Origin of the sequence: Streptosporangium roseum DSM 43021, from assembly GCF_000024865.1 — a bacterium.
Lineage (GTDB): Bacteria > Actinomycetota > Actinomycetes > Streptosporangiales > Streptosporangiaceae > Streptosporangium > Streptosporangium roseum.
In genome coordinates this window covers 7352165-7375998 of sequence record NC_013595.1, presented here as the reverse complement: position 1 = coordinate 7375998, position 23834 = coordinate 7352165, and the positions used below count along the sequence as shown (strand labels likewise).

Here is a 23834-nt window from a genome sequence, read left to right as displayed (position 1 = left end):
GGATCCCGGAGAGGGGGGCCGGACACGCCGGCCCACCCGTCCCCGCCCGGAAGGGCGGTTAGGAGCCGCGGACCAGGTCGCGGACGTAGTCGTCGTCCTCGTCGCTCTCGGAGAGCACGCGGTCCACGCCCTTCTGCGCGCGGGCGTCACCTCGGGTGGCCAGGCCCCGCGTGGCCTCGGCGACCGTGCTCAGGTCCTCGTCGTCGAGCCGCGCGGCCAGCGCGTCGCGGATCTGCTCGCTGTCCTCCGGCAGCCCCGCCAGGCCCATGGTCGCCCAGTCGCGCACCTCCTCGTCGGCGTCCTCCGTCATCGAGATGAGCAGCGCGAGCCCCTCGCCGTGGCCGGGCGGCAGGACGGCGGCCAGCGCGGCCGGGTCGGCCTGGGTCCGGGCCCAGCCGTCGGCGGTGATGATCTCCAGCACCTCGGGCAGCGACCGCGGGTCGGCCTGGTGGCCGAGCGCGCCGAGCACCGACCGCAGCACCCGCTCGTCGCCCTCGGTGGCGGCCATCCGCCGCAGGATCGGCAGCGTCCGGTCGAGGAAGGGCTTCTCCTCCCCGCTGAAGCCGAACTCCGCGAGCACGTCGACGGCGAACTCCCGCTTGCGCGGGTCCTCGTTGACGCACAACCGTGCCGCGGACTCGAAGGTGTCCTCGTCGGCCCGCCTGCTCAGCGAGCCGGCCACGGTCCACCAGGTCTCGGCCTCCTCGTCGACGTCCCGGTACGGCAGCGCCCGCTCGACCAGCTCGTCGAAGGGCAGGAACTCCGAGGACGCGTCCTCCAGCAGGGTCGCGATGGCCGCGTGGCCCCGCTGGCACTGGAGCTCGACCGCGCGCTCGCCGTCCGGCCCCACGGCCGCGACGGTCACCAGGTCGGTGCCGTCCGCGGCGCGGCTGCGGCCCACGACGAACTGGGAGCCCTCGGGGGCCTGCTCGGTGACCTGCTCCAGCAGCGCGCTCTCCAGCTGCGTGCCCAGCCAGTCGTAGGCGATGGCCAGCGGAGTGTCACCCTCGCCGTCCGACCGGGTGGGGTCGGCCCCGGCCTCCAGCAGCGCGCCCACGGCGCCCAGCGCCCCGCGCCGGGTGGCCAGGGTGAGCGCGGTCTCGCCGCTGTCGTTGGCCTCCTCGGCATCGGCCCCGGCCGCGAGGAGCGCCTTGAGCGCGTCGGCCTGCCCGTTGGCGGCGGCCCAGAGCAGGGCGCTCCATCCGCCGCTCTCCCGTCCGGAGACCTCGGCCCCGGCGGCCAGCAGCGCCTCCACGACCTCGGCGTGGTTCCAGGCCGCGGCCCCGGACAGCGGCAGCCCCTCGTCATCGCCGCCGCTGGCCCGGTTGGGGTCGGCCCCCGCCGCCAGCAGCGCCCGCACGATCGTCACGCGGCCGTCGGTCGAGGCCCGGTACAGGGCCGTGGTCTCCCCGGCGCCGTCCGGGTCGGCGCCCGTACCGCTCTGGAGCAGGCGCTCGACCCGCTCGGCGTCGTTCCCGGCCACCGCGTCCAGAAGTTCTTCATACATGCCTCCGGATCATAGGTGGCCGGGAGAGCCGCCGGTCGCCGCGGCTCGGCGGCCCCAGCCCCGGACCTGCGGTTCGGCGATGTCCGGGTGCCGCGCCGCCGAGGGCGGTGAACCCGTCGCCGCGCCGTCCGGGACGCCGTGAGCACGCCGGACCCGCGCCGTGCGGGACCCCGGGGCACGCCGCAGGGGAGGCAGGGGGGCGCGCTGTCCGGGATGTAGGCCGCAGCATCCTCCTTGGGAAGGATCCACCGCGGAGAAAACTCGCGATATGTTGTGAGTTATGAACGATCCCGGAGTGATACGGGCCTCGGACGCCGAGCGGGAGGCCGTCGTCGAGCGGTTGCGTGTCGCCTCCGTCGAGGGACGGCTGACCCTCGGCGAGCTGACCGAGCGCACGGAGGCGGCCTACACCGCCGTCACTCAGGCCGAGCTGGCCGTCATCACCTCGGACCTGCCGTCCGACGGCCGGACCCAGGAGCCCGCCCCCGCCTACGCGCCCGGTCCGGCGCCGCAGGGCGGCGGGGCGCGGCGCTGGTTCGTGGCCGTCATGGGCGACTCCAAGCGCCGGGGCAAGTGGCGGATCGACCAGGGGCTCGGAGCGGTCGCCGTCATGGGCGACGTCGTGCTCGACCTGCGTGAGGCCGAGGTCCGCACCGGCGTGGTGGACATCGTGGCCACCGCGGTCATGGGCGATGTGAAGATCATTGTCCCGGACGGCGTGGACGTCGACCTCGAGGGCATCGCGATCATGGGCGACAAGAAGGTCCAGGTCCTCGAAGCCCCTCCCGGCATGAACGTGCCGGTCATCCGGGTCAAGGCGTACGCCGTCATGGGCGACGTCAGGGTGATCGGCGACTCCAAGGCCAAGCCCGTCAAGAAGGCCTGGGCCGCCTGGCGGGAGCAGTGGCGCGAGCTGCGCGGCGAGCTCATGGGCGAGCCGCAGCGTCCCCTGCCGCCGCCCGGCCCGCACCAGCACCTCGATCCGCACTGGCACTCCGACCCCCAGCAGCACCTCGACCCCCACTGGCACTCCGACCCCCAGCGGTGGTCCGGCCCCCACCGGCAGGATCCCTCCCAGGGGCCGTACCCGCCCCAGCCGCCGGGTTACTGACGCCCCGCCGCTGCGAGCGGCCCACTGACGGCGGGTGACCGGCCGCGCGGGCCCGCCCGTCTCGCACCGCGTCACGGCCCGCGGTGACGGCCGCGGGTCCGAGGGCCCGCGATGACCACCGCCGGCGTGACGGCTCACGATGATCGCCGCCGATGCGGCGCCTCACGGTGATCGCCGCCGCAGCGGCAGGGAGGTCCCTCATCTCTGTTTCCGGCCAGGACATCCCGGGGCGCGTGCAACGTCTCCGGGGGGCCGGAGCGTAGTGATCGGTGACAGACACCGAACAGTGAGGACCCCGAATGCGAGATCGGGCCGACTTCGAGCGCTACGTGGAGCAGCGCTCGGCCCGTCTGCTGCGGACCGCCTACCTGCTGTGCCGCGACTGGGGCACGGCGGAGGATCTCCTGCAGACGGCCCTGGCCAAGGCATGGTCCGTCTGGCGGCGGGTGGGTGACGACCCCGACCCGTACGTCTACCGCATCCTGACCAACACCCACGCCTCCTGGTGGCGGCGTAGATGGCGGGCGGAGGTGCCGACCGGAGTCCTGCCCGACGTGGCGGGAGAGGACATGACGGGCGAGATCGGGACGCGTGAGGCGGTCCGGCAGGCTCTGGCCGGGCTGCCCGACAGGCAGCGGGCCGTGATCGTCCTGCGTTACTTCGCCGACCTGCCCGACCCGCGGATCGCCGAGATCCTCGGCTGCTCGGTGGCGACCGTCCGCAGCCAGGCCAGCCGGGCACTGGCCAAACTACGCGTCGATCCCGCGACGGTCGCCGCGATCACCACGGGGAGCTGAGATGACGATCACCGAATCCGAGCTGCGCGAGATCCTGGACCGGGAGAGCGACGACGGTCTGCGCGGGGGCGTGACCGTCGCCGACGTCGACCGGCGCGTCCGCAGGATCAGGCGCCGCCGCCTCCGGGCACTGGGGGGCACGGTCGCGGCGGGACTCGCCGCCGCGCTGGCGTTCACCCTGCCCGCGGGGGGCTCCGCCCCGGTCCCCGACGACGTCTGGACCGGGGTCATGGCCCAGCCGTCACCGCGGTACGGCGCCCGCACGGTCACCGACACCATCCTGGAGAAGAAGTTCTCGGCCATGGGGGAGCGGATCGCGTTCGACCTCCCCGAGCGGCGGCGTGAGTGGATGTTGTGGGTCCGGGTCCACTGCCCGCGCCAGGCAGAGGTCCTCTACTGGGAGAAAGGCGTCTACCACGGTGCCCGGCTCTGCAACGAGCTGCCGAAGGAGGGGGGCCGGTCGGACTTCTTCGCCAGCCTGATGGTGGAGAACGACATCAAGCACCTGGAGGTCGCGGTGGTCCCGCCCGGCTCGATCAGGAAGCTGGGGCGGCCGCTGATCAACGACAAGGACGCCCGGCAGGTCGTGAGGGATGCCGGAAAGAGCCGTGCCGACATGAGAATCCTGGCCATGACCAGCTGGATCGAGTCGTGCGACAGCGGACCCGGCTGTCGTTTCGCGGACGAGAACCGGCTTCCCCCGGGCTGACGTCAGGCGGTCGCGAAGGTCCTCTCCCGCTGTACGGCCCGCTCGTAGCGTTCGACCAGCACGGCCGCGAGCTCGGGGGCGGCGCCGAGCACGCCGGCGACCGCCCAGGCGCCCGCGGCCAGGGTGTCACGGCGGATCTTGTCGGCGAAGTGGCCCGGGGCCAGCAGGTAGGGAGCCACCACCACCCGCGGGGCTCCGGCGTCGAGGAGCCGCCGGACCTCCTGCTCGGGGGTGGGCTCGGCGGCCGAGGCGTAGGCGGCGGTCACCGACCACCAGCCGCGTTGCCCGGCCCAGTCTCCCGCCACCCCCGAGACCGTCGCGTTGGCCCGGCGGTCGCTGGATCCCGCCGAGACCAGCACCACCGCGGTGCCGGGATCGCCGGGCTCCACCCCGGCCTCGGCCAGGCGCCGCTCCAGAGCGGTGAGCAGCAGGGGATGGGGGCCCAGGGTGGCGCCCCGGTGCACGCGCAGCAGCGGCCGGCGGGCCGTCGCCTCGGCGAGCGCGCCGGGGATGTCCACGCGGCTGTGGTAGGCCTCGGTGAGCAGCAGCGGCAGGACCACCGCCTCGGCCAGCCCGGACAGCGCCCCGGCGAGCGTCGGGGGAGCGTGGTCGAGGTAGGCGGCGCGCACGGGGATCTCCGGGCGTGCCCGCCGTACCAGATCGAGGAGATCCTCCACCGTCGCGGCGGCGCGCGGGTCACGGGACCCGTGCGCCACCGCGATCAGCGGGATCGCGGGCGTCGCGCCGTGGACGTGCCACGTCATAGATGCAGCCCGCATTCGGTCTTGGCCATCCCGGCCCAGCGGCCGCTGCGCGGGTCCTCTCCCGGGGCGACCTGACGGGTGCAGGGGGCGCAGCCGATCGAAGGGTAGTTGTCGTAGTGCAGCGGGTTGATGAGCACGCCGTTGTCGGCCATGTAGTTGTCGACGTCGTCCTGCGTCCAGCGGGCGATCGGGTTGATCTTGACCATCTGGCGCTTGGCGTCCCACTCCACGACCTTGACGTCGGCGCGGGTGACGGCCTCGTCGCGGCGGATGCCGGAGACCCAGGCGAGGTACGGCTCCAGCGCCCGGTTGAGCGGCTCGACCTTGCGCAGGTAGCAGCAGAGGTCGGGGTTGCGCCCGAACAGGCGCGGACCGAGGTCGCGCTCCTGCTCGGCCACCGTCCGGGACGGCTGGACGTCGATCACGTTGACGTCGTAGACCTGCCGCACGGCGTCACGGGTGCCGATCGTCTCGGCGAAGTGGTAGCCGGTGTCGATGAACAGCACGTCCACCCCCGGCTTGACCCGGCTGACCAGGTCGATCAGCAGCGCGTCGCTCATCGAGGAGGTCAGGCAGAGCCGGTCGCCGAAGGTGGCCGCGGCCCAGCGGATGATCTCCAGCGCGGAGGCGTCCTCCAGGAACCGCGCGGCCGACTCGACGATGTCCTGCAGGTCGAGCGCGCCGCGCTGCTGTCGTAGTCCGACTTCGATGTCCACCAGTGTCATGTCGCTCACCACTCCTCATTCGCCGCGTGGGCCGCCCATGCCTCGCGGGCCGCCGCGCGCGCCACGCCGGGTCCGCCGACCGTCATGACCGCACTCCGATGCCCAGGAACTTCAACTTGAAGGCGCGGACGCACGAGCGGCAGTACCAGCCGCCGTCGCCCTCGTAGGGTTCGAGATCCTCTTCACCGCAGTAGGGGCAGTGGAAGGGGACCGCTCGCTCGCTCATCGGCCCGCCCTTCCCCCGCGGCCCGCCGGGCGGCTCACTTGAGGTCCGCCTCGTCGGCTCGCTGGACCCAGCCGGAGAAGGTCTCGCCGTCGTTCTTCTGCTTCTCGAAGTTCCTGACGACGCGCTCCACGTAGTCGGGAAGCTCCTCGGCGGTGGCCTTCAGGCCGCGGACCTTGCGGCCGAAGCCCGGGTTGACGCCGAGGGAGCCGCCCAGGTGGATCTGGAAGCCCTCGACCTGCTCGCCCTTGTCGTTGACGACGAGCTGGCCCTTGAGGCCGATGTCGGCGACCTGGATGCGCGCGCAGGAGTTCGGGCAGCCGTTGACGTTGATGGTCAGCGGCTCCCTGAAGTCGGGAAGGCGCTGCTCCAGCTCGTCGATCAGGTCGGAGGCGGTGGCCTTGGTCTCGACGATCGCCAGCTTGCAGAACTCGATGCCGGTGCAGGCCATGGTCTGGCGGCGGAAGGTGGAGGGGTTGACCCGGAGGTCGTTGGCCTCCAGTTCGGCGACGATGCTGTCGACCCGGTCGGGGGCGACGTCGAGGATGACCATCTTCTGCTCGACCGTGGTGTGCACCCGCCCGGAGCCGTGCCGCTCGGCGATGTCGGCGATCAGGTGGAGCTTGTCGCCGTCGAGGCGCCCGACCCTGGGCGCGAAGCCGACGTAGAAGTTGCCGTCCTTCTGCGGGAAGACGCCCACGTGGTCACGGCGCCCGCCGCGCGGCTGCTCGGGCGCGGGGCCGTCGGGCAGCGCGTGGCCGAGGTACTCCGTCTCCAGGATCTCCCTGAACTTCTCCACGCCCCAGTCGTTGACCAGGAACTTGATCCGGGCCCGGTGCCGCAGGCGGCGGTAGCCGTAGTCGCGGAAGATGCCGATCACGCCGCCCCAGACCGGGGTGACCTGCTCCGGGGCGATGAAGACGCCCAGCCGCTTGGCCAGCATGGGGTTGGTCGACAGGCCGCCGCCCACCCACAGGTCGTAGCCCCTCTCGCCCCGCTCGTTGACGACGCCCACGAAGGCGATGTCGTTGATCTCGTGCACGGTGCAGTGCGCCGGGCAGCCGCTCACCGCGGTCTTGAACTTGCGGGGCAGGTTGGAGAAGGCCGGGTCGCCGATGTAGGTGTCGTAGATCTCGTCGATCTGCGCGGTGCCGTCGAGGACCTCGTTGTCGTCGATCCCGGCCAGCGGGCAGCCCAGGATGACGCGCGGGGTGTCGCCGCAGGCCTCGGTGGTGGACAGGCCCACCGCCTCCAGCCGCTTCCAGATGTCGGGGACGGCCTCGATCTCGATCCAGTGGAGCTGGATGTTCTGCCGGTCGGTGACGTCGGCGGTGCCCCGGCCGTAGAGGTTGGAGATGTCGGCGATGGCGCGGAGCTGCTCGAGGTTGAGCCGCCCGCCGTCGATCCGGACCCGGAGCATGAAGTAGCGGTCGTCGAGCTCCTCCGGCTCCAGGATCGCGGTCTTGCCGCCGTCGATCCCCGGCTTGCGCTGGGTGTAGAGCCCGTACCAGCGCATCCGCCCCCGCAGGTCGGCCGGGTCGATGGAGTCGAAACCGTTCTTGGAGTAGATGTCGATGATCCGCTGACGGACGTTGAGCCCGTCGTCGTTCTTCTTGTTCTCTTCGTTCTTGTTCAGCGGTTCGCGGTAACCGAGAGCCCACTGACCTTCGCCGCGCGGGCGCTTGTGGTGGCGGTTAGCCGGCTTGGCCGGGGTCGTCATGTGCGCGTCCTTTGGATCGATGGAGTGATTTCCGGACACGCACAGACAGCACCTCCCGCCTCATCGTCGAGTGTGGGGGTCGCATTACTCGCAAGGAGGACGCCTGTCGCGCGCCCGAGCTGGGTGAAATCAGCGGAGGGCGACGGTCAACGGACGTCACAACAGATGGCACTGCGGACACGCAGGAGGTCGACGTGGCGTCGCACGACGAGCAATGGGTCCGCTGGCATGTCCCCGACGATACCTTGGTCGTCCGAGATGTCCAATGTCGGGTCCACACTCTGGACTCTCTCCAGGCCCAACCTTGGTTTCGGGACTCACCCCTGACGCGGCCAGTCCATCGGGGACTCCTGAGGGCGCTCGGCGTCCTGGTGCTGGCAGTCGCACCAGGAGCCGCCCCGGCACTCCTCGTGATGACGGTCCTTGCACTGTTGGCAGATCACCCTTCCATTGTGGGGTGCCCCCCACCGGCGGCGGGGCTGTCCCCTAGAACATCGCTCGGTTACCCTTGCCTGGGCTGGAACGAGGAGGCGCGCCATGGGTCTGATGGACGAGCTGCTGGCCGACCTGCGCGCGGAGACCGCCGAGCTCGACGCCATGGTCCGCGGGCTCGACCCGGCGTCCTGGGAGCTGCCCACTCCCGCCGAGGGCTGGGCGGTGCGCGACCAGATCAGCCACCTGGCCTGGTTCGACGACGCCGCCACCGCCGCCGCGACCGACCCCGATGGCTTCCGTGCCGCGCTGCCGGCCTTCCTCGGCCGCGGGGAATCCGCGGTGGACGAGCTGGCGGCCGCCTCGCGCGGCCTCGCCCCAGGACAGGTCCACGAGTGGTTCCGCGAGGCCAGGGCCCGCAGCCTGGACGCCTTCGCCCGGCTCGATCCCGGGACCAGGCTGCCCTGGTACGGCCCCGACATGTCGGCCGCGTCCTTCGTCACCGCGCGGCTGATGGAGACCTGGGCCCACGGGCAGGACGTGGCCGACGCGCTCGGGGTCGTACGCGTCCCGACCGCCAGGCTCAGGCACGTGGCGACGCTCGGCGTCCGGGCCATGCCGTACGGCTTCGCGGTGCGCGGCCTGACCCCGCCCGCGGATCCGATCCGGGTGGAGCTGACGATGCCCGACGGCTCGTGGTGGACGGCGGGGCCTGACGGCGCCGCCGACGCGGTCAGGGGCACGATGCTCGACTTCTGCCTCCTGGTGGTCCAGCGCCGCCACCTCGACGACACCTTCCTGGAGCTGCGGGGTGAGGGCGCGCGGGCCTGGGCGCGGGTCGCCCAGGCGTTCGCCGGGCTGCCGGGCAAGGGGCGGGCGCCGCTCGGATCAGGGCTTTCTCAGGGGCAGACCCGATAGAACCGGTCAAATCCAGCCTGACATGCTCAGATCATGCGGACTCTGTTGAATGTCATCTGGCTGGTGTTCGCGGGGATCTGGCTGGCCATCGGCTACGTCGTCGCGGGCGTCATCTGCTGCGTCCTGATCATCACCATCCCGTTCGGCATCGCGTCGTTCCGGATAGCCGCCTACGCGCTGTGGCCCTTCGGCCGGACCGTGGTCCGCGATCCCGAGGCGGGCTGCCTGTCCACCGTCGGGAACGTGATCTGGTGCGTCGTGGCCGGGATCTGGCTGGCCATCGGGCACCTGCTGACCTCGATCCCGCTGTTCCTGTCGATCATCGGCATCCCGCTGGGGATCGCGAACATCAAGCTGATCCCGGTGTCGCTGCTGCCGCTGGGCGCCCGGATCGTCGACGCGGACGACCCCCTGGCGTTTTATCGCAGGTAGCACGGGTAGTGGACACGAGATTCGATCGTTGCCGGACGAACTCGTGATCAAGCACCACTAGGAAATACCGTTGTGTGCCATGACGTCCACTGATGCTCCGGCGCACCGGCCCGGGCCCGACAGGCGCTCACCACGTGGGCGCAGGGCCAGGCTGCGCGCCGGGCTCTCCTGGGTGCGCGGGACGGGCAGCTGGGCGCTGGTCACCGCCACCGTGAACGCGGGCGTCACCTACCGGGTCACCGGCCTGGCCGGTGAGGCGGCGTTCTTCGCGCTGCTGTCGCTGCCGCCGTTCATGCTCGGCCTGATCGGCGTGCTCGGCCAGCTCACCCGGGTGTTCGGCCCGGAGACGCTGCAGAACGTCAGGGACTGGATCGACGCGCAGGCGCACCTGCTGTTCACCGACAACGCCGTGGACAGCGTCGTCACCCCGCTCGTCGAGGACGTGCTGAAACCCGAGAACCAGGTCTCGCTGATCTCGCTGGGCTTTCTGCTGGCGCTCTGGTCGGGCTCGCGGGCGCTGTTCGTCTACGTGGACCTGATCTCGGTCGCCTACGGGCTCGGCGAGGAACGCGGCATCATCCGCACCCGCCTGATGTCCTTCGGCTTCTACCTCGCGGGCCTGCTGGTCGGCCTGCTCGTCATGCCGGTCCTGGTCCTCGGCCCCGCCGCGCTGCGCGGCGCCCTGCCTCCCGACTACGCCCCGCTGGTGGACATCCTCTACTGGCCGGTGGTCATCATCGGCTCGGTGTTCTTCCTCACCCTGCTGTACCACGTGAGCGTGCCGGTGCGCACGCGCTGGTGGCGCGAGCTGCCCGGGGCCGTGCTCGCGTTCATCATCTGGATCGCCTGCGCCGCGGTGCTGCGCGCGGTGCTGGCCGCATGGTTCTCCCCCGTCTCCATCTACGGCTCGCTGGCCGCCCCGATCGCGGTGCTGCTGTGGCTCTACATCACCGCGCTGGCGGTGCTCATCGGAGCCACGCTCAACGCCGAGGTGGACCGGCTCTGGCCGGTGGACGGAGCGGGCCGCGCCGGCCGCGCCGGCTAGTCCGCTATCGTCTATGACGCGACTGGCGCATTGGGTGGGAGAGACCACCGGGGAGCGGAATGGCGAAGGCCGTGCGCCTGGGTCTTCGCACGACGTCAACGATGACAGAGGAGTGAAGGCGCCATGAGTTCTCTTTCCAGCGTCGATCCGCAGATCGCCGAACTCATCAAGGCGGAGGAGCGGCGTCAGGCCGACACCGTCAAACTGATCGCCTCGGAGAACTACGTCTCCAGGGCCGTCCTCGAGGCCACGGGCACCGTCCTCACCAACAAGTATTCCGAGGGCTACCCCGGCAAGCGTTACTACGAGGGCCAGCAGGTCATCGACCAGGTCGAGACGCTCGCCGTCGAGCGGGCCAAGTCCCTGTTCGGCGTGAACCACGCCAACGTCCAGCCCTACTCCGGCTCGCCCGCCAACCTCGCCATCTACCTGGCCTTCCTGCAGCCGGGCGACACGGTGATGGGGATGGGCCTGCCGTTCGGCGGCCACCTCACCCACGGCTGGTCGGTCTCCGCCACCGGCAAGTGGTTCAACCCGGTCCGCTACGGCGTGCGCCAGGACACCGGCCGCGTCGACATGGACGAGGTCCGCGAGATCGCCCTCCGCGAGCGGCCCAAGCTGATCTTCTGCGGTGGCACCGCGATCCCGCGCACCATCGACTTCCCGGCCTTCGCCGAGATCGCCCGTGAGGTCGGCGCGGTGCTCGCCGCCGACATCGCGCACATCGCCGGCCTGGTGGCCGGTGGCGCCCACCCGTCGCCGGTCGGCCACGCGGACGTCATCTCCACCACCACCCACAAGACCCTGCGCGGTCCCCGCGGCGCGATGCTCATGGCCACCGCCGACGAGCACGCCACCGCGCTCAACAAGGCCGTCTTCCCCGGCCTGCAGGGCGGTCCGCACAACCACACCACCGCGGCCATCGCGGTGGCGCTGAAGGAAGCCGCGACCGACGACTTCAAGGACTACGCCCGTCAGGTCGTCCTGAACGCCCAGGCGCTGGCCGAGGAGCTCAAGGGGCGCGGCTTCGACCTGGTCTCCGGCGGCACCGACAACCACCTCATCCTGTTCGACCTGACCCCGAAGGGCATCGGCGGCAAGCCCGCCGCCCAGGCCCTGGACCGGGCCGGTCTGGAGACCAACTACAACACCGTGCCCTTCGACACGCGCAAGCCGTTCGACCCGTCGGGCATCCGCATCGGCACCGCCGGTGTGACCAGCCGGGGCATGGGCGTGACCGAGATGCGGCAGATCGGCGCCTGGATCGACCAGGTCGTCACCGCCCTGGCCAAGGACGAGGACGAGGCCAAGCACGTCATCACCCGGGTCCACGGCGAGGTCACGGAGCTGACCTCGCACTTCCCGGCCCCTGGCCTGTGAGCTGAGCCGTCAGGGCCCCGGGACCTCCGCGTCCCGGGGCCCTCTGCGTCCGCCGCGCCGTACGGGGCGCGGGGGAGCGGGGCGCGCGGGCGGAGGGCCGGCGCGCGGTTATATCGGTTGCGCGGGGAGAGTGGCCCTGCGCTAATCTTCTACCGAAGACGCCATCCGGCAGGGCCGGTGGCCACGGATCCTGGAGGTGAGGACTATGCGGGTCGTTCTGTCGAGCCTGCCATCCATCAACCTCCGGGTGCCCGTCTAACCCATTTCACGTAGGGGCACCCGGCTTTCCGCAAAGGGTGTACCCACGTTGTCCTCGCCAGTGTCTTCTGGTTCTTCCGTTCTCTCCTCGCTCGGCTGGAACGACTCTCTCGCCGCCGAGCTCCCCGCCGGTCTCGTCCCCGCCCGGGTGGCCCGCGTCGACCGCGGCGCCGCCGAGGTGCTGTCCGCCGACGGCCACTCCCAGGCCCACTACAGCGCCCAGGTACGGCGGGCCGCCGCCGCCGACCCCGTCGCCCTGCCCTGTGTGGGGGACTGGGCCGCACTCCGGCGGCTGCCCGAGGGCCGCTTCGAGCTTGAGGCGGTGCTGCCCCGCCGTACCGCGTTCGTGCGCGGCGGCGTCGCCAGGGTCTCCCGGGGCGGCCTGTCCGGCGACTCCCAGGGGCAGGTGCTCGCCGCCAACGTCGACGTCGTCTTCGTCGCCGAACCCGCCCTGCACGCCACCGACACCGCCGACCTGGGCCGGATCGAGCGGCTGCTCGCCCTGGCCTGGGAGAGCGGCGGCCTGCCGGTGGTGCTCGTCACCAAGTCCGACCTCGTCGGGGAGGGGCTCGACTTCCTGATGGGGGAGGTCGCCGCGGCGGCGCCCGGGGTGGACGTGCATCCGGTCTGCTCGGTCACCGGCGAGGGGGTCGAGATCGTGCGCGGCTACCTGGAGGGCAGGCGCACCGCCGTGGTGCTCGGGGCTTCGGGCGCCGGCAAGTCCACGCTGGTCAACGCCCTCGCCGGGGGCAATGTGATGGAGACCCAGCAGGTCAGGGCGGGTGACGGCCGGGGGCGCCACACCACCGTGCACCGTGAGCTCATCCCGCTCAAGGACGGTGGCCTCATCATCGACACGCCCGGCATCCGCCGTGTCGGCCTGTACGACATGGGCGAGGGCGTGGACATGGTCTTCTCCGACATCGAGGACCTCGCCGAGCGGTGCAGGTTCGCCGACTGCGGGCACGACAGCGAGCCCGGCTGCGCGGTGATCGCCGCCATCGAGGACGGCACGCTGCCCGAGCGGCGGCTGGAGAGCTGGAACAAGCTCCAGCGGGAGGCCGCCTGGATGGCGTCCAGGAGCGACGCCCGGCTCCGCAAGGAGCTGCAGAACAGGTGGAAGATCATTCACAAGGAGATGCGGAAGCCCGGCCGGAGCCGCCCGTGACCTCCGGAGCCTGAGCCCTGCCGTCCATGCGGACGCGCGTCCCCGGGGACGCGCGTCCGCTCCCGCCCGCGGCCGTCTCCGGCGGAGAGAGGGTGGGGGCGTGTCCGTTCTCGCCCCCGGCGGGATGCGCGTCCGCTCTCGCCCGCAGGCACGCCGGCCGGGGGTGGGACGCGCCCGGCCGGCCTGCCATGACCTTCGGCGCTCCACCGGCTCGGCGACGGTTGCGTTGCCGCAGGTCCGGCTACTCTTACTCAGAGTTGAGTTTTGACTACTCGGAGTAGGCAAACTTCTAAGTGTGATCGCAGACCTGCGTGGATGCATGTCGTCCCGGCGTCGCCGGGCGGCTCCGTGGGTCGCGGTCCTGCTCTGCCTCGGGCTCCTCCTGGGGTGGCACGAGAGCGTCCCGGGTCTGCCCGGAGGCGCGGCCGCCGAGATTGTCGCCTCCGAGGTGCAGCCCGTCGACGAGGTGCCCTCCACGCCCGTCACCCGTCACCCCCAGGGCAAGCGCGATCCCCGCACGCAGGCCAGGGGGCCCGCGATGCCGGGCGCCTGGGGAACGGTCCCGCCCGCGAACGGGCGGCCGGCCCGCAGGCCCGCCGTCGGGGGCTTCCCGGTCACACCGCAGGCAGAGGTCGATCGGCTGATCCTGCTGAGCATCTCTCGCATATAGGTCCGACGGCCCGCCGTCCGGATCAGCACAGCACGCCCATGCGAGGAGATAGCTCATGCGAGAGATTCACACGGTCACCGAGGCCTGGGACTTCCAGTGCCTGCACTGCCTGCACATCTGGGAGGATGTCTACGAGGCCTGTCACGCCGACGACGGGCATCCGGTCGTGTGGCGCAGGCAGGGAATCGTCACCACCGCGCCCTGGGCCGACCAGACCTGTCCCAGCTGTTCCGCTCCCCAGGTCAAGCCACTGCCCGCCAGGGGCCGGCGCGACATTCCGAGGGTTCCCCCGCGGGGCTGACCCGTCCGAGGGCGGTCGAGGATGGCTTACAGTTGGATGGTAAGCGGTCGTCCGGGGAGGCGGCTGCCGGTGTGGCGGCGCCGACGGTGACCTTCCCGCAGGGTGTCCCTCGGCGGATCGCCGTGCGGAACACCCTGACCGTACACAACAACGTGTGATCTCGCAGGGGAATCGGCGAGATCACACGCGAGGGGAAAGCCGGGTGGAGGTGCTGCTCAGGCGACGGCGCTGATGCCGGCGCTGGCGGCGCGGCGCATGCGACGGCGACGCTCGGAGGCGCGCTCGTCCTCGTTCAGACCGCCCCAGGTGCCGTACTTCTCCGGACGGGACAGTGCGTAGTCGAGGCATTCGGCGCGTACGGGGCACTGGGCGCAGATGGCCTTGGCCTTACGCTCGCGAATGTCACGCTCGGGCTGACGCTCGCCGTCGGGACCGAAGAAGAGCACGAGGTCCTCGCCCCGGCACGCGGCGTCATCCTGCCAGCCCCAGCTGGGCCGAGGCCGGGCGGTCTGCCGACGTACCTGAGACATGAGAAAACCACCTTTTAGTGAGGGTATTTCGGGTTGATGCCGCATTGGACGTTTACGACGTCCCTGTGTCCAACGCCTGGATTGGCCGTGATGTTCCCTCAGGTCAGGTGAGGGCGGACGTGGCGTACCGCACAGGCGCGAGCCTGTCCAGCGTGACCAGCCGATAGGTAGTGATCGTGTCGGCGCAAGCCGTACCACATGGCGTTGTTAGCGTCATGGGTTCAACCACTACCCGAAAACGAGCGTCACTACCGCGCACGAACGCCTCGGTGGTGTCGCCGTCCGACCTGGAGGATTCCACGGCCACTCCGCCGACCGAGAGCTCGCCCGTGTGGGAGCGGACGAAATGCTCGGCGGCTTGCAATGGCTCAGGGATGCCTGCGCGTCCCCGGAAACGGTCGAGGATGACCTCGCCGGACCGGTACGCGTCGGCTGCCGCGATCGCAGCAGCCTGAGACATGCTGCCGTAGTAAAGCCCGTGTGGCAAGCACACGAGGTTGGCGGCGTATCGATCGCCGCCAACATGTGATGTTTCCCATACTCTGTCTGGCAACATTTCCGCCAGAGCGCGAGCGAGGGGTAGTCCAATGCGGGCGCAGCACGCGTTGCGCTTGGCATGCGTGCAGACCAGAAAAACCGGCTCACTCACAAGTATGCAGGACTCCGGGACCACTCCGGCCACCAAAGCGTCCATGTCAAGATCGTCTGGACCTGCGATGACGCCCTCTGCGAGCCACGGTTGGGCGGCCGTGGAGTCGGCGACCATGACGTGAATGCCGGTCCCGTGGGGGTTTCTCCGCCCCGGGCGGCGGATGAGCTGGGGCCGGATGCCGAGGTGCGTGGCCCGTTTGATAAGAGTGTGCACGTCTTCGGGAAGGCGGCAGTCCTCCAGGTGGGAGGCCCAGGGGCCGGAATGCTCGATGAGCAGCCAGAACCGGGCTCCTACCGTCGCGCTGGCGAGAACCGGCAGGTCGCCCGTGTGGCATCCCCGAGGGTGCGCGCAGCCCCTGGCCGCCTCACCCGCAACGCTCCCCGTGGCCACCGCACGATCCCCCCGTCTCGACTTAGGTAAGACTAACCTAATGCATCCGAGGGTGTGGCGTAGGGGGCACCGGAGGCGGGCGGTGCCGGTGAAGCCATATGGCCTCCGACGGGTCCGCGTCAATAGGTTGGTGTCAACCGGTGTCAATGAGCTGTTGTCAATAGGCGGACGAAAATAGGCGGGGGAAAAGACGGGCGGGGACGGCCTGCCGGGACGGGCCGGAAGCCGGGTGGGCGGAGAGTCCCCGCAGCCGGGCCGGTGGAGGCTGGGCCGGGAGACGGTCTGGCGGAGCAGGGCGGGCCGGGGCCGGGCGCCGCCGGTGCCGGTCGGAGCCGCGCGCCTGACCCGGGTGCCTGACCCGGGCGTCTCACTCGCGCGTCTCACCCGGGCGGAGAGGGGTGGGCGGAGGCGGGGCGCGTCAGGGGGCGTGTCAGTACGCCAGCGCCGCCCGCGCGGCGGGCAGGGCCGCGGCCCGGTCTTCGGGGACCAGGCCGATCCGGGTCCGGCGGTCCAGCAGGTCGTCGACGTCCAGCGCGCCCTCGTGCCTGACGGCCCAGACCAGCTCGGCCCGGGTGATCCCGGTCGGCACCGGCTCGGCCAGCGCGGGATCCTCGGCCATCAGCGCCCGCACGGCCCCCGCCTCGCTCCCGTACCGCTCCCGCAGCCGGTCCGGAGCGGCCCCGGCCCGGTCCGGAGCGGCCCCGGCCCGGTCCGGAGCGGCCCCGGCCTTCCGGGCGGGTCCGGTTCCGACCAGCGGCAGCCGTGCCGTCCGGCTGCCCCCCGCGCCGAGGCGCCCCAGGGCCACGACGCGGTCCACCGCGTCCTCGGCCATCCGCCGGTAGGTGGTCAGCTTGCCGCCCACGACCGTCACGACCCCGCTCCGGGAGGTCAGCAGTGCGTGCTCCCGGGACAGGTCGGCGGTGCGTCCCCCGGCGGCGAGCAGCGGCCGCAGCCCGGCGTAGGTCCCGGCCACGTCCTGGCGCCCGAGCGGCACTCCCAGCACGGAGTTCAGAACGTCGAGCAGGAACGCCACGTCCTCCTCCGGGGCCTGCGGGACATCCGGGACGGGACCCTCCACCGGCTCGTCGGTCAGGCCGACGTAGACCCGGCCGTCGGGCTGGGGGAGCACCAGCGCGAACCTGTTGCTCTCTCCCGGGATCGGCACGTGCAGCCCGGCCCTGAGGCCGGGCAGGGTCTCCGGTCGGAGCACCAGGTGGGTGCCGCGTGACGGCCGCATCCGGATGTCCGGGTCGAGCTGGGCCGCCCAGACACCGGTGGCGTTGACCACCGTCCTGGCCCGGATCGCGAAGGTGCTCCCGGTGAGCTCGTCGCGGACCCGTGCCCCGTCCCCGGCCAGCTCCAGCGCCCGGCAGCGGGTCAGGATCCTCGCCCCCCAGGACGCGGCCGTCCTGGCCAGCGCGACCACCAGCCGCGCGTCGTCGACCAGCCGACCGTCCCAGGACAGCAGCGCGCCGCGCAGGCCGTGCGGGCTCAGCGGGGCGGCGAGGGAGAGGGCCCGGCCCGCGGAGATCCGTGACGGCCCGGGGAGGAGCCGGCGGGGAGTGCGCGCGGCCATCCGCAGCCCGTCGCCGAGCCGGTAGCCGGTCATCACCGTCGCGGCCCGGCCGCCGGAGACCGCGGGGGTCAGCGGCAGCAGGTACGGCTGGGCCCTGACCAGGTGCGGGGCGGTGTGCCGGAGCAGGACGCCGCGCTCCACCGCGCTCTCGTGCGCCACCTTCACCTGGCCCTTGGCCAGGTAGCGGAGCCCGCCGTGGATCATCTTGGAACTCCACCTGGAGGTGCCGAAGGCCAGGTCGTGGGCGTCGATCGCGGCCACGGACAGGCCCCGGGAGGCGGCGTCGAGCGCGGCTCCGGCGCCGGTGGCGCCCAGCCCGACCACCAGCACGTCCACCACGAGGTCCCCGGCTTCGGCGAGTTCGCGCGAGCGGCGGGCGGCGTTGAGGGAGGAGTTCACGGGCACAGGTACCTCTCCAGAAGCGTGGCCAGCTCGGCGTCCAGGTCGTCCTGGGTGAGGGGGCCGAGCATGGTCGGGCCGGACAGCAGGAAGGACTGGGCGGTCAGCAGCACGGACCTGGCCAGCGTCCCGGGATCGCCGGGCCGTACGGTGCCCAGGGCCTGGCCCCGGGCGATCGCCGACTCGACGAGCGCGAGCATGGCCTCGTGGCTGGAGCCCCTGCGGTGGAGCAGATAGGGCAGGAGCAGCTCGGGGTCCACTTCGACGATCTTTCGCCAGAGCGGATGGTCGCGCAGCTCCCGCACCACCCCGACCGCCGCGGTGATCGGGTCCTCGGTGGCGAAGCGGCTCGCGACGAGCACCCATTCGCGGGTCATCAGGTCGGCGACGAGGCCGCGCACGTCGGGCCAGCGGCGGTAGATCGTCATCCGGGACAGCCCGGCCCGGCGCGCCACGTCGGTGAGCGTGGTCCGCCGCACCCCGACCGCGAGCACCATCTCGCGGGCGGCGTCGAGGACCGGGTCGCCGTTTCCCATGGTCGTATTGTGACGGATGGACGTCATCTGTCACAGTGTAGAGGTGGAAACTCCGAAGAACGCCGCCGAACCCATGCTCTGGTCCGGCTGGGGCGATCCCGCCAAGGCCGCCGCACTGCCCGCGCCGATCCGCGGGCTGCTGCGGGACCTGCTGGGCGTGCGGGAGCCGGAGACCCCGGCCGCGAGCTTCGGCGAGGTGCGGCTGCCCGTGGCGGCGCTCTCCCCGCTCGTCCTGAGCGAGCTGGGGGGCATCGTCGGCGCCGACCACGTCCGCTCCGACGACGACGCGCGCATCCGGCACACCCGGGGCAAGTCCACCCCCGATCTGATGCGCATGCGCGCGGGGGACGGCTCCGACGCCCCCGACGCCGTGGTGCTGCCCGGATCGCACGCCGAGGTGTTGGAGCTGCTGCGGGCCTGTGCCGCGCACCGGGTCGCGGTGGTCCCGTTCGGTGGCGGCACCTCGGTCGTCGGCGGCCTGGTGGCCGCGCGGCAGGGCTTCGCCGGGGTCGTCGCCCTCGACCTGGCCCGACTGAACCGGCTGGTCTCGGTGGACGCCGAGTCGATGGTGGTGGAGATCGAGCCGGGGCTGCGCGCGCCCCAGGCCGAGCGGCTCCTCGCCGGGCACGGGCTCACCCTGGGCCACTTCCCCCAGTCCTTCGAGTACGCCACGCTGGGCGGTTTCGCCGCGGCCCGCTCCAGCGGCCAGGCCTCGGCGGGATACGGCCGCTTCGACGACATGGTCGTCGGGCTGACCGTGGCCACCCCCCGGGGCACCCTCGACCTGGGCCGCGCGCCCAAGTCCGCCGCCGGTCCCGACCTGCGCCAGGTGATCCTCGGCTCCGAAGGCGCCTTCGGCGTGATCACCTCTCTACGGCTCCGCGTGCGGCGCGCCCCCGCCGAGCGGATCTACGAGGGCTGGCGCTTCGCGTCGTTCGCGGAGGGGTCGGCGGCACTGCGGCGGCTCGCCCAGGACGGCCCGCTGCCCACCGTGCTCCGGCTGTCGGACGAGACCGAGACGATGATCGGCCTGGCCAGGCCGGAGGAGATCGGCGGACCGGCGGCCGGCGCGGGCTGCCTGGTCATCGCGGGCTACGAGGGATCCTCCGAGGTGGCCGATCTGCGGGAGCGCGCCGCCGCGGTGCTGGCCGGGCTCGGCGGCGTCCCCCTCGGCCCCGGGCCCGGGGAGTCCTGGGCGCACGGCCGCTACTCCGCGCCCTACCTGCGCGACTCCCTGCTCGCCGAGGGGGCCACGGTGGAGACGCTGGAGACCGCCGGGTTCTGGTCCAACCTGCCCCGCCTCTACGACGCCGTACGGCTGTCGCTGCACGCCTCGCTCGGCTCGCCGCTGGTGATGTGCCACGTCTCCCACGTCTACGGCACGGGCGCCTCGCTCTACTTCACGGTCGTCACGGCCCAGAGCGGGGACCCCCTGGCCCAGTGGGAGGGGGCCAAGCGGGCGGTCAACGAGGCGATCGTCGCGGCCGGCGGCACGATCTCGCACCACCACGGCGTCGGCCGCGACCACCGGGAGGCCTACGCCGCCGAGATCGGCGACCTGGGCGTGGAGATCCTGCGCGGGATCAAGGGCCGGCTCGACCCGGAGGGGATCCTCAACCCCGGGGTGCTGATCGCCTGACCTCCGGGGCGGTCGCGTGGACGCCTGATTGAAATCTACATTGTAAAGGCGCCGGGTCGCGCGGGCCGGGACCGCTCCCTCGGAAGGCGATCACCTGGCGGACCGCCTCGCCGGTGTGCAGGCGGTCGAAGCCCTCGTTGACCTCCTCCAGGGCCGGCCGGTGCGACAGCGGCGCGTCTGCCGGTCAGGGGTGGCGGGGGACGCCGTCTCCGGTCACGAGCTTCTCCATGGCGCCGCGCAACGGTCCCGGGATCTCGGCCGGCCGGCGGGTCCGCCGGTCCACGAACACGTGGACGAAGTGCCCCTCGGCCACCACCGTCTCGCCGTCCTCGCGGAACAGGCCGAGCTCGTAGCGGACGCTGGAGCGGCCCAGGTGCCCGATCCGCAGCCCGACCCGGATGGGCTCGGGGAAGGAGACCGACGCCTTGTAGGCGCAGTGCGACTCGACGCACAGGCCGATGGCGTCGCCGTGGTGGATGTCCAGCCCCGCCTTCTCGATGAGCCAGGTGTTGATCACGGTGTCCATCAGCGAGTAGTGGACGGCGTTGTTGACGTGGCCGTAGACGTCGTTGTCCTTCCACCTGGTCGCGACGGTCTCCCAGTAGGCGTACACGGTAGAACTATATTCCAGAGCTGATCGGGAACGCGTCCCCCCGCCACGATGATCAATCTTTTGCGGAGCGAGAGGGTGCGGGGGCAGGGCCGTGGCCCGCTCCGAGGTCGCGGTCCAGGTGTTCCGGGACGGTCGCATCTCCGGGAACGGGTGCGTCTGCGTAAGATCAACGCCAAAATACGGTCATGGTCGATGTCGGGCAGGCCGCGGAACGCGGGCGTGAGGTCTCCTCTCGGGTGTCGGAGGAGGGGGCGGGCTGGGACTGCGTCGAGATCGGCGCCTTCAAGGAGCTGCGGCCCAGCAAGGAGAGTTTCACCTGGCTCAGCCCGCACACCGTCTGGCGGTCGAGGAACGAGGTCCTCGCGGGCCTGTTCGGCGATCCCTCGGGCCAGGTCCGGGTGCGCTGGACGGCGTCCCAGCGGGAGCGGGGCGTCGATCCCTCCTTCCGCATCCCGATGGACGTCGGGCCGGAGTTCTCCTTTCTCGTCCTCGGGGACACGGGGGAGGGTGACGCCTCGCAGTACGCCGTGATCCCCGGCCTGCTCAAACTCGGCGCGGACACCTCCTTCGCCGTCATCGCCAGCGACGTGGTCTACCCCACCGGGTCGGGGAACGAGTACGAGGACAAGTTCTTCCGCCCCTACAAGGACTACCGGGCGCCGATCTACGCCATTCCCGGCAACCACGACTGGTACGACGGGCTCGGCGGCTTCATGCGGGTCTTCTGCGACGCCCCGGCGCTGAAGGCCGAGCGGCAGGGGTTCCGGCTGACGCCCTCCGGGCTGCGGGGGCTGCTCTGGCGCAAGCCGGAGAAGATCGACGAGGCCCGGCTGGCGAGGGCGCGGGAGCACCGGCCCCTGCCCGTGCAGCGGGCCGTGCAGCCCGCGCCGTACTGGGCGATGGAGACCCCCGGGCTGCTCATCGTGGGCGTGGACACCGGGATCCACAGCACGCTGGACCGGGAGCAGGAGCAGTGGCTGCGCGAGGTGTCGCGCGATCCCCGGCCCAAGGTGCTGATCACCGGCAAGCCCGTCTACACCCGTAACGAGTACAAGCCGTCCAAGCTGGAGGGCGGCGGGACGATCGACGACATCGTCGCCGACCCCGCGCACAACTACGTCGCGGCGATAGGCGGCGACGTGCACAACTACCAGCGTTTCCCGATCAAGGCCGGTGGCCGGACGATCCAGTACATCGTGGCGGGCGGCTCCGGGGCCTTCATGCACGCCACCCACACCATCCCCAGGGTCACGGTCGGCGGCCTGCACGAGGACGACTACAGGTGCTACCCGCTCCGCGGCGACTCGCTGTCGTTCTACAGCAAGCTCTACAGCGAACGGCTGCGCATGCGCTGGCTCTACCTGACGCCCGCCGAGAGCGCGACGCTGATGTCCCGGCAGATCGGCAACACCCCGGTCCGCGACGTCCCGCCCGTCCGCGTCACCCGGCGGATGCGCTGGGCGGCGCGGATCCTCGGCGGCTGGCCGATGCCGTTCCGGCTGCCCGTGGGCAGGGTCTTCCACCGTTACCTGTCGGAGCTGTCGGACTGGGACACCCCGCCGTTCTTCAAGAGCTTCCTGCACATCTCCGTGACGCCGCAGACGTTGAAGATCCGCTGTTTCGCCGCCACCGGGTGCCTGCCGCAGGAGATCGAACCCCCGCTCGAAGACGAGGTCGTGATCTCGCTCCTCTGATCGGAAATGTCGGTTCTCCGTGGCAGGCTGGGCATATGAACGTGGCAGTCGCGGCAGGTCCCGGCGGTGGGGGCGTCCTGTGCCCGGAGGGGCGGGACGCGCGGGCCGTCGGTGATCTGGCGGAGGCCGTGCGCAAGCTGGAGGCCGGGCGGCCGCGCTGGGTCTGGGCGGACACGCGGGAGGTCCAGCCGTCGCTGCTCGCCGCCGGCGTGCGGCCGGCCCGCTGTCACGACCTGGCGCTGACCGAGGGCCTGCTCCTGGGATACGAGGGGCGCCACGGTGAGCCCCGGTCGGCCCAGGCCGCCCACGCGCGGCTGCACGGCCTGCCGGTGCCGGAGGACCACCACGGGCCGCAGGCGCGGCAGGCCACGCTGTTCGAGGAGGAGCCGCCCCCGCCCGACGTCGGCCTGGTCGCCGAGGTTCACGCCGACCAGCTCAGGCGGATCGAGGCCACCGCCGATCCGCAGCGGTTCCGGCTGCTGGTCGCCGCCGAGTCCGCCGGGGCGTTGATCGCGGGGGAGATGGGCCACGACGGCATGCCGTGGCGGGAGGACGTGCACGACACGCTCCTGACCGGGCTGCTGGGCCCGCGCCCGGTGCACGGCATGCGGCCCGCCAGGCTCCAGGCCCTGGCCGACCAGGTGGCCGAGGCCTTCGGCACGCCGTTCAACCCCGACTCCCCGCAGCAGATCGTCAAGGCGTTCAAGTCGGCGGGCGTGCCCGTCGCCTCCACCCGGGCCCATGAGATCAAGAAGGTCGACCACCCTGGCGTCGCGCCCCTGCTCGCCTACAAGGAGATGGCCAGGATCTACAGCTTCCACGGCTGGGTCTGGGCCGACCAGTGGGTCCGCGATCACCGCTTCCGGCCTGAATACGTGGTGGGGGGCGTCGTGTCGGGCCGGTGGGCCACCAGCGGCGGCGGCGCGCTGCAGATCCCCAAGGTGATGCGGCAGGTCGTGGTGGCCGACGAGGGCTGGACGCTGGTCGTCGCCGACGCCGCCCAGCTCGAACCCCGGGTGCTGGCCGCGATGGCCGGGGACGGCGGCCTGGCCAGGGCGGCCGGGCAGATCGACCTCTACCAGGCGCTGGCCCAGGCGTTCGGCGGTGAGCGCGACAGCGCCAAGATCGCCATGCTGTCGGCGATGTACGGCGGGACCAGCGGAGACGCGCCCAAGTTGCTGGCCGTGATGCGGCAGCGCTTCCCCAGGGCCTACCAGTTCGTGGAGGACGCCGCGCGGAGCGGCGAGGAGGGCAAGCTGGTCCGCTCCTGGCTCGGCCGCACCTGCCCGCAGCCCTCGGCGGGCTGGCGGGAGCTGGTCTCCGGCCCCGAGGGGAAGCGGGCGGCCCGCGACCGGGGCCGGTTCACCCGTAACTTCGTGGTCCAGGCCACCGCGGCGGAGTGGGCGCTGGCTCTCATGGCCGTGCTGCGAGGGCTGCTGCCCGACCCGGCCAGGCTGGTGTTCTTCCAGCACGACGAGGTGATGGTGCACTGTCCGGCGGAGCTGGCCGAGGAGGTCGTCGCGGCGGTCGGCAGGGCCGCCGAGGAGGCGACCCGGCTGCTGTTCGGCCCGACCCCGGTGCGCTTCCCGATGCAGGCCGTCGCGGTGCGGTGCTACGCCGACGCCAAATGAGCCGGGTCGTGTCA

At 71.9% G+C, this 23834-nt stretch carries 24 protein-coding genes and 1 riboswitch; of the genes, 13 read left to right on the top strand and 11 right to left on the bottom strand.

Annotated features, from left to right (window positions below):
• Positions 1-58 precede the first annotated feature (58 nt).
• On the bottom strand, positions 59-1507 hold the full coding sequence (locus tag SROS_RS32370) for an ankyrin repeat domain-containing protein (RefSeq protein ID WP_012893142.1): 1449 nt from the start codon (positions 1505-1507) through the stop codon (positions 59-61).
• Between the two features lie 280 nt (positions 1508-1787).
• On the opposite strand from SROS_RS32370, the gene SROS_RS32365 reads away from it, so the two are divergent.
• From SROS_RS32365 to SROS_RS32355, 3 genes are all read left to right on the top strand, one after another.
• Complete coding sequence (locus SROS_RS32365) at positions 1788-2618, top strand: DUF1707 SHOCT-like domain-containing protein (protein ID WP_012893141.1); 831 nt, start codon at positions 1788-1790, stop codon at positions 2616-2618.
• 299 nt (positions 2619-2917) lie between these two features.
• Positions 2918-3415, top strand: coding sequence for a SigE family RNA polymerase sigma factor (locus SROS_RS32360; RefSeq protein WP_012893140.1), 498 nt, complete (start codon positions 2918-2920; stop codon positions 3413-3415).
• Position 3416: 1 nt separating this feature from the next.
• Positions 3417-4124 carry a hypothetical protein gene (locus SROS_RS32355; RefSeq protein WP_012893139.1) on the top strand — a complete coding sequence of 236 codons (708 nt, stop codon included), beginning with the start codon at positions 3417-3419 and terminating at the stop codon, positions 4122-4124.
• 2 nt (positions 4125-4126) lie between these two features.
• On the opposite strand, the gene SROS_RS32350 is transcribed toward SROS_RS32355, so the two are convergent.
• From SROS_RS32350 to SROS_RS54580, 5 genes are all read right to left on the bottom strand, one after another.
• Positions 4127-4888 carry a sirohydrochlorin chelatase gene (locus SROS_RS32350; protein ID WP_012893138.1) on the bottom strand — a complete coding sequence of 254 codons (762 nt, stop codon included), beginning with the start codon at positions 4886-4888 and terminating at the stop codon, positions 4127-4129.
• On the bottom strand, positions 4885-5613 hold the full coding sequence (locus SROS_RS32345) for a phosphoadenylyl-sulfate reductase (RefSeq protein WP_012893137.1): 729 nt from the start codon (positions 5611-5613) through the stop codon (positions 4885-4887). The genes SROS_RS32350 and SROS_RS32345 overlap by 4 nt, the downstream gene beginning before the upstream one ends.
• A gap of 82 nt (positions 5614-5695) precedes the next feature.
• Positions 5696-5839 carry a hypothetical protein gene (locus SROS_RS32340; RefSeq protein WP_012893136.1) on the bottom strand — a complete coding sequence of 48 codons (144 nt, stop codon included), beginning with the start codon at positions 5837-5839 and terminating at the stop codon, positions 5696-5698.
• Positions 5840-5873: 34 nt separating this feature from the next.
• Positions 5874-7556 (bottom strand): nitrite/sulfite reductase, encoded by a 1683-nt coding sequence (locus SROS_RS32335; RefSeq protein ID WP_012893135.1) that lies wholly within the window; start codon positions 7554-7556, stop codon positions 5874-5876.
• Positions 7557-7702: 146 nt separating this feature from the next.
• On the bottom strand, positions 7703-7786 hold the full coding sequence (locus SROS_RS54580; protein WP_350917820.1) for a putative leader peptide: 84 nt from the start codon (positions 7784-7786) through the stop codon (positions 7703-7705).
• A gap of 307 nt (positions 7787-8093) precedes the next feature.
• Between SROS_RS54580 and SROS_RS32330 the strand changes: the two genes are divergently transcribed.
• From SROS_RS32330 to SROS_RS32300, 7 genes are all read left to right on the top strand, one after another.
• Positions 8094-8906 (top strand): TIGR03084 family metal-binding protein, encoded by an 813-nt coding sequence (locus SROS_RS32330; protein ID WP_012893134.1) that lies wholly within the window; start codon positions 8094-8096, stop codon positions 8904-8906.
• A 33-nt stretch (positions 8907-8939) separates the two neighbouring features.
• Positions 8940-9338, top strand: a complete 399-nt coding sequence (locus SROS_RS32325; RefSeq protein ID WP_012893133.1) for a YccF domain-containing protein — start codon at positions 8940-8942, stop codon at positions 9336-9338.
• 79 nt (positions 9339-9417) lie between these two features.
• Positions 9418-10383, top strand: a complete 966-nt coding sequence (locus SROS_RS32320; protein WP_245564352.1) for a YihY/virulence factor BrkB family protein — start codon at positions 9418-9420, stop codon at positions 10381-10383.
• Positions 10384-10391: 8 nt separating this feature from the next.
• Positions 10392-10473, top strand: a riboswitch (ZMP/ZTP riboswitch).
• 33 nt (positions 10474-10506) lie between these two features.
• Positions 10507-11763, top strand: coding sequence for a serine hydroxymethyltransferase (glyA, locus tag SROS_RS32315; protein ID WP_012893131.1), 1257 nt, complete (start codon positions 10507-10509; stop codon positions 11761-11763).
• A gap of 319 nt (positions 11764-12082) precedes the next feature.
• Entirely contained in the window at positions 12083-13189 is a 1107-nt protein-coding gene (rsgA, locus tag SROS_RS32310) for a ribosome small subunit-dependent GTPase A (RefSeq protein ID WP_148269272.1), read from the top strand.
• A 295-nt stretch (positions 13190-13484) separates the two neighbouring features.
• Positions 13485-13859 carry a hypothetical protein gene (locus tag SROS_RS32305; RefSeq protein WP_148269271.1) on the top strand — a complete coding sequence of 125 codons (375 nt, stop codon included), beginning with the start codon at positions 13485-13487 and terminating at the stop codon, positions 13857-13859.
• 55 nt (positions 13860-13914) lie between these two features.
• Positions 13915-14160, top strand: coding sequence for a hypothetical protein (locus SROS_RS32300; RefSeq protein WP_012893128.1), 246 nt, complete (start codon positions 13915-13917; stop codon positions 14158-14160).
• Positions 14161-14375: 215 nt separating this feature from the next.
• Here the strand turns inward: SROS_RS32300 and SROS_RS32295 are convergent, their stop codons facing one another.
• From SROS_RS32295 to SROS_RS53370, 4 genes are all read right to left on the bottom strand, one after another.
• Positions 14376-14690, bottom strand: coding sequence for a WhiB family transcriptional regulator (locus tag SROS_RS32295; protein WP_012893126.1), 315 nt, complete (start codon positions 14688-14690; stop codon positions 14376-14378).
• A gap of 103 nt (positions 14691-14793) precedes the next feature.
• The gene (locus tag SROS_RS54240; RefSeq protein WP_012893125.1) at positions 14794-15732 is read right to left on the bottom strand and encodes a ferredoxin family protein; all 939 of its coding nucleotides are present in this window, start codon (positions 15730-15732) and stop codon (positions 14794-14796) included.
• A gap of 430 nt (positions 15733-16162) precedes the next feature.
• Entirely contained in the window at positions 16163-17713 is a 1551-nt protein-coding gene (locus SROS_RS32285; RefSeq protein WP_012893124.1) for a glycerol-3-phosphate dehydrogenase/oxidase, read from the bottom strand.
• Positions 17704-18270, bottom strand: coding sequence for a TetR/AcrR family transcriptional regulator (locus SROS_RS53370; protein WP_012893123.1), 567 nt, complete (start codon positions 18268-18270; stop codon positions 17704-17706). Before SROS_RS53370 ends, SROS_RS32285 begins: the two co-directional genes overlap by 10 nt.
• A 46-nt stretch (positions 18271-18316) precedes the next feature.
• On the opposite strand from SROS_RS53370, the gene SROS_RS32275 reads away from it, so the two are divergent.
• Entirely contained in the window at positions 18317-19882 is a 1566-nt protein-coding gene (locus SROS_RS32275; protein WP_012893122.1) for an FAD-binding oxidoreductase, read from the top strand.
• A 184-nt stretch (positions 19883-20066) separates the two neighbouring features.
• Here the strand turns inward: SROS_RS32275 and SROS_RS32270 are convergent, their stop codons facing one another.
• Positions 20067-20495 carry an acyl-CoA thioesterase gene (locus tag SROS_RS32270; protein ID WP_012893121.1) on the bottom strand — a complete coding sequence of 143 codons (429 nt, stop codon included), beginning with the start codon at positions 20493-20495 and terminating at the stop codon, positions 20067-20069.
• A 185-nt stretch (positions 20496-20680) separates the two neighbouring features.
• Between SROS_RS32270 and SROS_RS32265 the strand changes: the two genes are divergently transcribed.
• Positions 20681-22189 carry a metallophosphoesterase family protein gene (locus tag SROS_RS32265; RefSeq protein WP_012893120.1) on the top strand — a complete coding sequence of 503 codons (1509 nt, stop codon included), beginning with the start codon at positions 20681-20683 and terminating at the stop codon, positions 22187-22189.
• A 35-nt stretch (positions 22190-22224) separates the two neighbouring features.
• Complete coding sequence (locus tag SROS_RS32260) at positions 22225-23820, top strand: bifunctional 3'-5' exonuclease/DNA polymerase (RefSeq protein WP_012893119.1); 1596 nt, start codon at positions 22225-22227, stop codon at positions 23818-23820.
• Positions 23821-23834: the final 14 nt, after the last annotated feature.